This window comes from Hydrogenophaga atypica (genome assembly GCF_042665215.1).
Classification (GTDB): Bacteria; Pseudomonadota; Gammaproteobacteria; order Burkholderiales; family Burkholderiaceae_C; genus Hydrogenophaga; species Hydrogenophaga defluvii_A.
In genome coordinates this window covers 67,831-77,643 of sequence record NZ_JBHTCA010000020.1, presented here as the reverse complement: position 1 = coordinate 77,643, position 9,813 = coordinate 67,831, and the positions used below count along the sequence as shown (strand labels likewise).

At 59.7% G+C, this 9,813-nt stretch carries 7 protein-coding genes; 4 read left to right on the top strand and 3 right to left on the bottom strand.

All coding sequences use genetic code 11. From position 1 onward, the window contains the following. Together tnpC and ACFQPB_RS18715 are read left to right on the top strand one after the other, a co-directional pair. On the top strand, positions 1–586 hold a 586-nt coding region (gene tnpC, locus ACFQPB_RS18720), incomplete at its 5' end, for an IS66 family transposase (RefSeq protein ID WP_382226513.1). Next, positions 583–1,104 carry a hypothetical protein gene (locus ACFQPB_RS18715; protein WP_382226511.1) on the top strand — a complete coding sequence of 174 codons (522 nt, stop codon included), beginning with the start codon at positions 583–585 and terminating at the stop codon, positions 1,102–1,104. The genes tnpC and ACFQPB_RS18715, both read left to right, overlap by 4 nt. Positions 1,105–1,530: 426 nt before the next feature. On the opposite strand, the gene ACFQPB_RS18710 is transcribed toward ACFQPB_RS18715, so the two are convergent. From ACFQPB_RS18710 to ACFQPB_RS18700, 3 genes are all read right to left on the bottom strand, one after another. Next, positions 1,531–2,376, bottom strand: coding sequence for a hypothetical protein (locus ACFQPB_RS18710; protein ID WP_382226508.1), 846 nt, complete (start codon positions 2,374–2,376; stop codon positions 1,531–1,533). Then, positions 2,369–3,853, bottom strand: a complete 1,485-nt coding sequence (locus ACFQPB_RS18705; RefSeq protein ID WP_382226505.1) for an AAA family ATPase — start codon at positions 3,851–3,853, stop codon at positions 2,369–2,371. The genes ACFQPB_RS18710 and ACFQPB_RS18705 overlap by 8 nt, the downstream gene beginning before the upstream one ends. A 117-nt stretch (positions 3,854–3,970) precedes the next feature. Further along, entirely contained in the window at positions 3,971–6,643 is a 2,673-nt protein-coding gene (locus ACFQPB_RS18700; RefSeq protein ID WP_382226502.1) for a TrlF family AAA-like ATPase, read from the bottom strand. Between the two features lie 656 nt (positions 6,644–7,299). Here ACFQPB_RS18700 and ACFQPB_RS18695 point away from each other — a divergent pair. Beyond that, entirely contained in the window at positions 7,300–8,814 is a 1,515-nt protein-coding gene (locus ACFQPB_RS18695) for a flavin-containing monooxygenase (protein WP_305335180.1), read from the top strand. A gap of 48 nt (positions 8,815–8,862) precedes the next feature. Next, positions 8,863–9,774: an SDR family oxidoreductase gene (locus tag ACFQPB_RS18690; RefSeq protein WP_305335181.1), complete on the top strand. Its 912-nt coding sequence runs from the start codon at positions 8,863–8,865 to the stop codon at positions 9,772–9,774. The last annotated feature ends 39 nt before the right edge of the window (positions 9,775–9,813 follow it).

Below are 9,813 nucleotides of genomic sequence, written 5' to 3'. Positions count from 1 at the left end.
CTGGGCGCACGCGCGCCGACCGTGGTGGGACCTGTACCTGAGCAGCGGCAAAGACGAGACGTCGATCGCGGCACAGGCGCTCAGACGCATTGCCGATCTGTATGCCATCGAGCGCGACATTCGGGGACAGCCTCCCGACATTCGACAGGCCCAACGCCAGGCGCGTGCCGGGCCGCTGCTGCAGGAGATGCACGCCTGGCTCAGCCAGTTGGTTGGGCGGGTGTCGGCCAAATCGGAGTTGGCCAAAGCCATTGGCTACAGCCTGACACGCTGGCAGGCCTTGACACGGTATTGCCATGACGGGCGCATCGAGATGGACAACAACGCCGCAGAGCGGGCATTGCGCGGGGTGGCTTTGGGACGGGGCAACTACCTGTTCATGGGATCGGATGCCGGCGGCGAACGGGCGGCGGCGATCTACAGCCTGGTGCAAACCGCCAAACTCAATGGGATTGACCCCGAGGCCTACCTGCGGGAGGTGCTTGGCCGCATTGCCGATCACCCTATCAACCGCATCGATGAGTTGCTGCCCTGGAACCTGATGCGGCAGTCCCGTCAGGTGGATCAACAGCGCAAGGCGGCATGAGCGTGTCTGGCATTGACCCGCGGGTGCTGGACGCCCTGCAGAACGCGAGCGGCTTGGAGCTGTTTCAGCTCAGCACATTGATCGAGCGGTTATTGGCTGACCCTCGGCGCATCCTTGCCGTGCGCAAGGACATGAACCTGGGTCAGACCGTGCGATTTGTGGACTGGCGCGATGGCAGTATGCGAGAAGGCAAGGTCGTGGCCATGCGTGACACGCAGGTCACGTTGCAGGACCTGCGCGAGCGCAAAGAGTGGAAGTTGCCATACGCCGCTATCGAGCCGCCGCAGGTCAATCCTGCTGAGCGCCCTCAAGCGGTTGAGTCGGAACCACCAGCCCCAGCGCGACCGACGCGCAACGACTTTCGCTGCGGGGAGAAGGTCGCCTTTGAGGACAAGTACCTGCAGACCGTGGTGGGCACCATCGTGCGCATCAACAGCCGCACTGCGACCATCGACCCCGGTGATGGCACCCAGTGGCGCGTCGGCTTCGGTTTGCTGCGACACATCCTGGATGTCTGACCATCCCTCACGAACCTCGTCAAGAGGGGGCTGAGGCGACGCTTACGCAGTAACTACATATCCCCGTAACGGTGGGGAGCACATAGTTATCGTAAGTGTCGCGGCCTGCCAAGCCCCGTGATGCTGTAACTTGGTCTGCCGGAGCTGTTAGGCCACAGTCCGCAATTCGCGCTCGGCTGTCACGGTTTAAGCGATGACGCAGCGAAACTGATGGTTCCAGCGGGCGGCTTAAGGCTGCGTGCGGTCGCCCAGGTTCTAACCGTCGAATGGCAGCGTTCGCCGAATGCCGTCACTCGAACGCAGTCTGCAGCACTCAAGCAATATGCTGGACGGGCGCGGTCGCGAGTACGCGAACCTGTTGCGCGTAGAAGCCATGGAGCACTCAGGCCGAGCTGAGTAGATGCATTGTTGAACGGACAGGAAACCTTATACGCCCTCGAAGCCGCCGGAACAAAACCAATCAGAATCGGCCAACGCGTCAAACGTCGCCCGCTGCCAGGAATTTTTGTAGACCTCGGCGCAACTCTCAGCCCGTTCGCGCAGGTGCTGCCTGATCCGCTCGGCAGAGCCTGGTGTGGCGGCCATCTTCTTCAGGGCATGTCTCATGTTGCTGATCTCAACCGCAGCATGCGTTGCATACAGCGCGCCGAGCCTGTAGATGCGGAAATGGGTCTTCACACGCTCGACCTGGACTGCATCCCAGGGATCGGGCGGGTTCACCGCGAACCTCACGGAGGCCGGCGTGCTTTCCACGACTTCACCGAACAGCCATCGCTCGTCGTCAACCTCATCGAAGTAGGGATGGATGGTCTGCTCGACTGCGTTCGCAGCGACATGGATGAGCTTGTACTTGTTACAGTCGCTGCAGGCCGGGACCAAATTGATGGCAGTTACGCCATAGACCGGGAAGTTGGTGATAGGAAGATAGTGGTCTAGCTGGTGAACCGTTCCCTGACCGCATAGCGGGCAGATGTCGTTGACGCAGGCCTTCTTGAGCTTTGCGTAAGTGCTGCGCGTCCTGCTGCTCTTCACGAAGGTTCCGTTGTAGACCCGCTCCATCTCCTTGCGGGTGACGAAGCCGCCAACTGCCTTTGTTCCCTTGATGGCATGCAGTTCGGCGCTTTCACCGTGTTCCCTGTACAACTCTTCGGCAGCTTCAACGACGGCTTCGACCTGCAGCAGGCGTTCTTTCAGATCGGGATCTCTGATGCTGGCAGCACAGAGCTGCAGCAACTCCGCGCCGGTCACATCAGGCTTTGGCAGGCTACGCATCGGCATCCTCGTCGCGTTCTGCGATGAGCGCCTGAACGATGGCCTTCGCTTCGTCGCCCAGCTCGCCGTCGAACTTGTTCAAGACCCTTCGATAGGACGAGCCGTCAGCGACGGCATCTCGCAGGAGCTTGTGAAATCCCGACTGCGTGACCTGCAAACCAAAGACATCGCGTGTCAAGACGCCGATGTTCTCCCCGAAAGTCTTCACAGTCGGACGTTCAACGATCGCGGTACGCCCGCTTCGTCGTAGCTTCCAGGCACAGGACTGAGGCACCTCCTGAAGAACCACCGGCGAGTGCGTCGCCACGATGGCGACCCCGTTCCGTCGCACTAGCAGGTCGGACAGGCAGCGCACAAAGGAAGCGAGAAGCGGCGGATGAAGATGACCTTCCGGTTCGTCGAGGAGTACCAGCGTTCGCTCATCGACCAGTTCGACGAGGCGAGTCACGGTCAGGAGAACAATGGCATGCCCCGAACTTAGCTTCTTGAAAAGGCGTCGCGCGCGCGTCTTGAGACTCACGTCGCTCTCTTCGTCAAGCAGCGACGTGACATCTGCCTCTGCAAAGAGATCGTCTTCCTCCAGGGTCCGGACTGCCGTGCGCCAGCGTTCCGCTACCACGCCCGACTGGCACCGTGTCAGGCTATTTGCGAAGTCACTCCCCAGATCCTCGAAGCTCTTCGCCGTTGAGCCGCGTTTGGATGACTCCGGATGCCTGAGACCGACCTGGTGGCAACGCATGGCGTCCGCCTCTGCGGGCGTCAGCTCAAACTCGTCGAAAGCGCTGAACGAGACGAGGACTAGGCCAGAGAATGCAACAGCACCGCCTGTGTCTTCAGCCTGCATTTCGATCGTGCCAGCGGAATGCCCATCGTCGGGCTCGCGACCAAGCAAGGCGAGCGCCAGCAACCGCATGCACCGCGTTTTGCCAACGCCATTGCGGCCAATCAGGACATGCACGTTAGTCGGCGGTTGAGACTCCGGAATGACATCGAAAGTCATCGATGCCGTGGGCGTTTTGCCCCGAGCCGGAAAGCTGTACGCGAACGAAAACTTTGTGAGCCTGGCATCGCCGCGGGACAGGCGATTCAGCCGCCCTGCGACGGTAGATTCGGGAACGTCTCGAAGGAGCGACTCTCGCATCACCTCCTCAGCACGGTAGGCCTCGAAGACGTTCAGGTCGGCAGCACAGTCGCGCAGGCCCTTGAGGACGCGCGATCGAAGCGCGTCGCCAAGCTCGTTCAGCGACTCGTAATAGCTCTCACTTTGCCCGAGCGAAAAGTAGCTTTCATCCAGAGCATCGAACGATTCATCCAAGGCCGGTGCTCGATGACCTTTCGATACCCTGCCTGCGGGCTGCAGGCCCTTCTGGCCGATCTTGACCGAGCCGATGAGATGAGTTTCTCCGGTCTCGTCGGCAACCTGAAGCGAGAACTGCGTCCGGTACTTTCCCCAGTCGTCCCAGTTGTCTACAAACAAGAATGCTTGGTTCTTTGATCCACTGGGCACACGGCCGCGGCCATCAATTACGGTGAAGAAAATGGTTGCTCTCCCTCGTTCGCGAGCTACGCTCTCCGACCAGCATCACTGGTACGGTCAGTAACCGTAGATCTCCTGTCGACGCTTAAAGGCCTTCTGGCTGCCTTCAAGAATCGTGCAGACGATGTCTTTGGTCTGGGTGGTGTCGATCGACCCACGGTCCCTGATCACGGACACTTCGCTGGCACCGCGCAGCGGGATGATCAACTCGGCGTCTCCCAGAACGGCGATGTTGGGGTTGTGCGTGACGATGATGACCTGCCGGTGCTCCTTGATGCGGCGCAGCGAACGCACGACAGTCTTGTAGATGAATTCGCCGTCGAGATTGTCTTCTGGTTGATCGATGATCAGCGGAACGCGGCTCTTCGAGAACAGCAGCACCGTCAAAAGGATGGCCTGCTGTTGGCCGAGTGAGAGCTTGGCGAAATCTCGGACGCGATACCCTTTGGTGCCATCCGCATTCTCGACTACCTGCGTCACCTTGATCTCGGGTCTGTCTTCGAACGCGATGCGCTCCAACGCGCATTTGGCCTGCCACTCCGAAAGCTTGGCGATGATGTCGACGGCATCGACCTTGGAGAACACACGGTTGCCGTCGGCATCGTTCAGCTGTTCGAGTGCCGACGCATCTTTCGCATTCACGGCAGCAAGGAGTTGAGTCGGTGAAAGTGTGGCGGCAATGAGCGCCGCGCGTGGAACCTGAGAGGTACGCCAGCTCATGGTGCTCTTGATCAGCTCCTCCATCTCGGGCGCCAGCAGGCCTTCATAGAACTGAAATTTGACCCGATAGTCGACAACGGCAGAGGAAAGATTGCCGTTCATCGTCGTCGCAAACGCATGGCGAGCATTGAAGATCTTCACGCGGAGGCCAGCCCGTTCCTGAATCAGGCGCTTGCGCTCCTTGAATGCCTCTAGTTGTTTCGGCTGGCTCTTCTTCAGCTCGGTCAGCCGTGCCTGCAAATCGGCAGCATCCTTCGTGACCTTACGGATGAACGCCATGTCGAGCTTGATGTTCTGCTTTTCAAGTTCGCGCCGAATCTCTTCAATCTTGTCCTGCGTCTCCTTCTCGCGCTCAATCCAGACCTGAAGCTGCGCCGCGATCTTGTCGTTCGCGGCGATGACCTTCAGTTTGAGCTGACCCGAAAGCGTCTCAATCTCCGTCGCAAGACTATCCACGAGTCCCTTGACAACTTCAAACTCCGTCTTGCCGACCGCGAGGCCGTTGCCGTCAATGTCGGCCGTCAACTTGCGCAGCTCGCCGCCGGTCAGGCTGTTGGTGATGGACGTGAGAAGCTCACCAAGGTTGCGCTTCAGGCCAACGCGGAAACGCCGCTCCCTGGCCAGCTTTTCCTCCAGCTCGACGACCTGGCTCGCGTTCTGCTTCTTCAGTACCGCGACCTGTGTGTCAGCGATGCCCTTGGCCTTCTCGGTTGGCCCGATCTGGTTGATGCTCTGCTGCAGCGTCTCGACAACTGTCTGATTGGCGAGAATCGCATCGCGCAAGGCTTCGTCTTGCTTGCGCAGTTCTCCAAAGTCGATGAAGCCGTCCAGGAACCGCAGCAGGATCGACGGGTCAGTGTCGCAGTGCTGGATCGTGTCAGCCGTTTCGCCTTGTCCATAGCTTTCGATTGCAACAGCCGTCGGCCCTTCCGGATCGGCGTTCATCACATCGCAGAGCTTGCTACGAGTCAGCGTGTGGCGCTCCCCCACTTCGTCTTCGTAGACGAGCGAGATGGCATCCGGCCACACCTCCGAGTCAATGATCGTGCTTGCGGCAGCATTGCCCGAAGCCACTCGAAGCGACTCCAGCAGCGTTGACTTCCCGGCACCGCGCCCGCCGATGATGCAGGTCAGGTTTGGACTGAATTGGACGACTTGGTTCTTGAGGAATCCGCCTTCCAGCTTGATCCCCACGAACCTCGGCACTGACGCGGGGACAAGGTCCTCGAGGCGAACGCGCGCTGCAGAATCCTTCAGTGCGATCCGCAACGACACAAACGTCAGCGACTCCATTTTGAGCCGGGTCAGCTTTCTGTTGCCGCTGGCGTTGCGGCCTAAGGCGGTGAGGGTGTGTGCGTCCGAGGACATCACCTTCGCAAGATCGACGCCGTCTTCGAGACCAAGCGCCGCACATCGGGTCACAACGCAGTTACGGCGATTGGCATCAGTGTCGTCGTGAGAGAACCAGGGGCCGGTCGCGGCATTGGTGATCTCAAGGCCCAACAGGTTGGAGCAGTTGAAGACCTCCTGTTTGAACGCGTCAAATTTCGGGTGCGCCTTCTCAAGGCCGCTGTCCAGCTCGATGTGTGCGCAGATCCCGAAGCCGTTGAACTCGTCGGCGAAGCGAAGGCATTGAGGGATGGTGTTGTGGCAGGCCTTCCGGTCGTCCGAAATGGTCAGCTTTCCGAAAAACCGCTGCAGCTGGTCGGCCTTCTCGAAGTACACCAGCAAATGCCCCTGCGGGGTTGACAGTTCCACACCGGGGACAACAAGTAGGCCTTTGCCGTCCGCATACTTCAGCGCCGGGCGGACGTTCGCGATGTTGTTGTGATCGGTGATCGCGATGACGTCGAGCCGCTCCGTGATTGCCGTATCGACGATACCCTCTGGCGTCATCGACGCGTCCGTCACGTCGTATGAGCCACCCTCGCCAAAGGAGTGGATGTGCAGGTCCGCACGTCGAAACAACGCACCGTTTGATTCGTTCTGAATTTCTTGTAGTAGGGACACTTTGTTCTCCCTGTCGTAAATGCGTCGCCGTTCACAGCATAGCAAACGCGAGCGATGTCACACTAGACCAGAGCGCGTATCGGTCCACGAGCGTGGTGGCGCTGGCAGTCAATCGCAGCTGAACTGTATAGACCGCGAGCGTCGCGTCCGTGGCCACTATCGATCATTCGATGCTCAAGGCTGAGCGACCGCTTCCGCTGCAAAGCCGTCCCTGTCGATGGTCGCTTCAGGCTGGGACCAGACTTTGAATTTGACAACTGTGCTTTTGTCCGATGCCATAACCGGTCATTCACCAGGCTGAAAATCAAACAGCCGATTGACCGCCCAAAACAGTCACTGGTCGGCGCGGATTCGAGCACGTTATAAAAACGGCAGCTGGACCTGCGTAGAAGCGATGTCCATCGCTCCAACTTCAATCCGACCTCCTTTGCGTCGGTAGCCTGAGCCGTATCGAACTTTAAATTCATGCGTCGTTCATGTGGTGGGCCACCCGCTGTCCTATCCCTCGAGCTCAGAGGAAAGTCGTGAGTGGTGTTGTCTCGACTCGTCGATTGAGTATTTGAAAGACTGCTAAAAGGCGACAGTCTTGTGTTGGCACGCTCAACATAATTTCTCCAGACGGGGCGCAAAAGACGCCCGACCCATGGAGACAACACATGCAGGTGAACAGCGCGGTTTCGACTGACTCAGCGGCCATCGAGCGTTTTGATGTGGTGATCGTCGGAGCGGGCATCTCCGGCATCGGGTGCGCCCACATGCTGCGTCAGAGGTGCCCTGAACTGAGCTTTGTGATCCTGGACGCCATGGACTCCTATGGCGGCACCTGGCTCATCCACAAATACCCGGGTGCACGCTCCGACAGCGACCTCTTCACCTTTGGATACCAGTTCAAGCCGTGGACCAGCAAGCCCATCGCTTCACGAGAAGAAATACTCGACTACCTCGGCTCGGTGATTGAGGACGCCGAGTTGGCACCGCACATCCGCTTTCGCCACAAGGTTCGATCGGCGGCCTGGTCCAGTCAATCCCATTCCTGGCGACTTGACGTCACAGCGGACTCCGAGCATGGCGCCGAGCCAGAGTCCAAGCAGATTGAAGCGAGTTTTCTCTGGATGTGCCAGGGTTATTACAGACACGACAAGGGCTACACACCCAAGTGGCCAGGCTTGGAGCGCTTCAAAGGCGATGTGATCCACCCGCAGCATTGGCCAGACACCGTGGATCTGTCGGGAAAGCGTGTGGTCGTGATTGGCTCCGGCGCGACGGCTGCCACGCTGATCCCGTCGCTGGCCGATCAATGTGGGCACGTGACCATGCTGCAACGCACGCCCACCTTCTTCGCGACCGGGCGCAACGCGGATGCACTGGCAGAAGAACTGCGCAAGCTGGAAATCGATGAAGCCTGGATTCACGAAATCATGCGGCGCAAAGTGGTGCGCGACCGGGCCGAACTCATCGACCGGGCCCGTTCCAATCCGGATGGACTGAAGGCCCAGTTGATTGCGGGCGTGAAAGCCTGTCTGCCGGAAGGATTTGATGCGGAGCGGCACTTCACGCCTCCATACAAACCGCTGCAACAGCGCGTGGCCTTTGTGCCCGATGGCGACCTGTTCAAGGCGATCAGAGGCGGCAAAGCCTCGGTGGTGACCGACCACATTGCGGAGATTGACGAAGCGGGTATCCAACTCCAGTCGGGTGATCGCCTGGATTGCGACGTTATCGTGACCGCCACCGGTTTCGACCTGTCTGTCATGGGTGAGATTCCCTTCACAGTCGATGAACAGGCTGTGAACTTTGCCGAGACAGTGAGCTACCGCGGGACCATGTTCACGGGTGTACCGAACATGGCTTGGGTCTATGGCTATGGCCGTTACAGCTGGACGCTGCGTGCAGAGCTGATTGGCACCTTTGTCTGCAACCTGCTCAACCACATGCGGGCCAGTCAGGCCAGGAGTGTGGCCCCCAAGCTGCGGCCCTCGGATGCCGGTATGTCCATCCAGCCATGGGTGGATACCGAGGATTTGAACGCTGGCTACCTCTTGCGCGGGCTGGACCGCATGCCCAAGCGGGGTGATAAGCCCGAGTGGCAGCACAGCCAGGATTACCTGTACGAAAGCCAGGTGTTGCCGACCATCGATCTGACCGATCCAGTTTTTTCCTACGGCTACTGAGCCAGTATCAACCTTGCTCGGCTCACGTCGGCAGTCTGGAGTATTCCTATGAGGCAATTCAAGGACAGCGTGGCTGTCATCACCGGGGCCGGCGCCGGCCTGGGCAAGGCGCTGGCAATGGCAGCTGCGCGGCGCGGCATGAGGCTTGTGCTGGCAGACATCGAAGCCGGTGTGCTCAACCAAACCGTGAACGGTCTGCGCTCCGAGGGCGCCGATGCGGTGGGCATCGTCATTGACGTTTCCGATGCGTCCGCCGTCGATCAACTCGCACAAGCGGCCATGGATCGTTTTGGCCAGGTCCACCTTCTGTTCAACAACGCGGGTGTGACCGCGGGCGGATTGGTGTGGGAGAACACCGAAAAAGACTGGGATTGGCTGCTAGGTGTCAATCTCAAGGGGGTCATCAACGGCATTCGCAGCTTCACGCCCAGGATGGTCGCCTCGGCCGCCGCCGATCCCGCCTACGAGGGCTGCATCGTCAACACGGCGTCCATGGCCGGTCTGCTCACGGCCCCAGGGATGGGGATTTACAGCGTTTCCAAACACGCGGTGGTGGCTCTGTCCGAATGCCTGCGGCACGACCTGCAACTGGTGACGCCACAACTGCGCGCGGCGGTGCTGTGTCCATCTTATGTGTCGACGGAAATTGGTCACTCCGATCGGAACCGCCCGGCACATCTGCTGGATACAGCGCCTTTGACCAAATCCCAGCTCGCCGCCCGGGCAGCTGCCCAGCAGGCGGTGAAGAACGGCGCCATCTCGGCCGATGAAGTTGCCGAAATCACTTTCAAAGCGGTCGCAGATGACCGCTTCTACGTCTTTCCAAGCCCGGAAGCCCTTCCGCTGGTCAAGGCCCGCATCGATCACGTGTTGAACCAGACCAACCCGGACCTGCCTTACGACCTGGTCCCGGCGCTGAAACAACGGCGCGACCGCATCTTGTCTGCGCTTGCGCAGTGAACGACCTGTCCATTTCCCCCGCCCCCAAGTCGACAACTG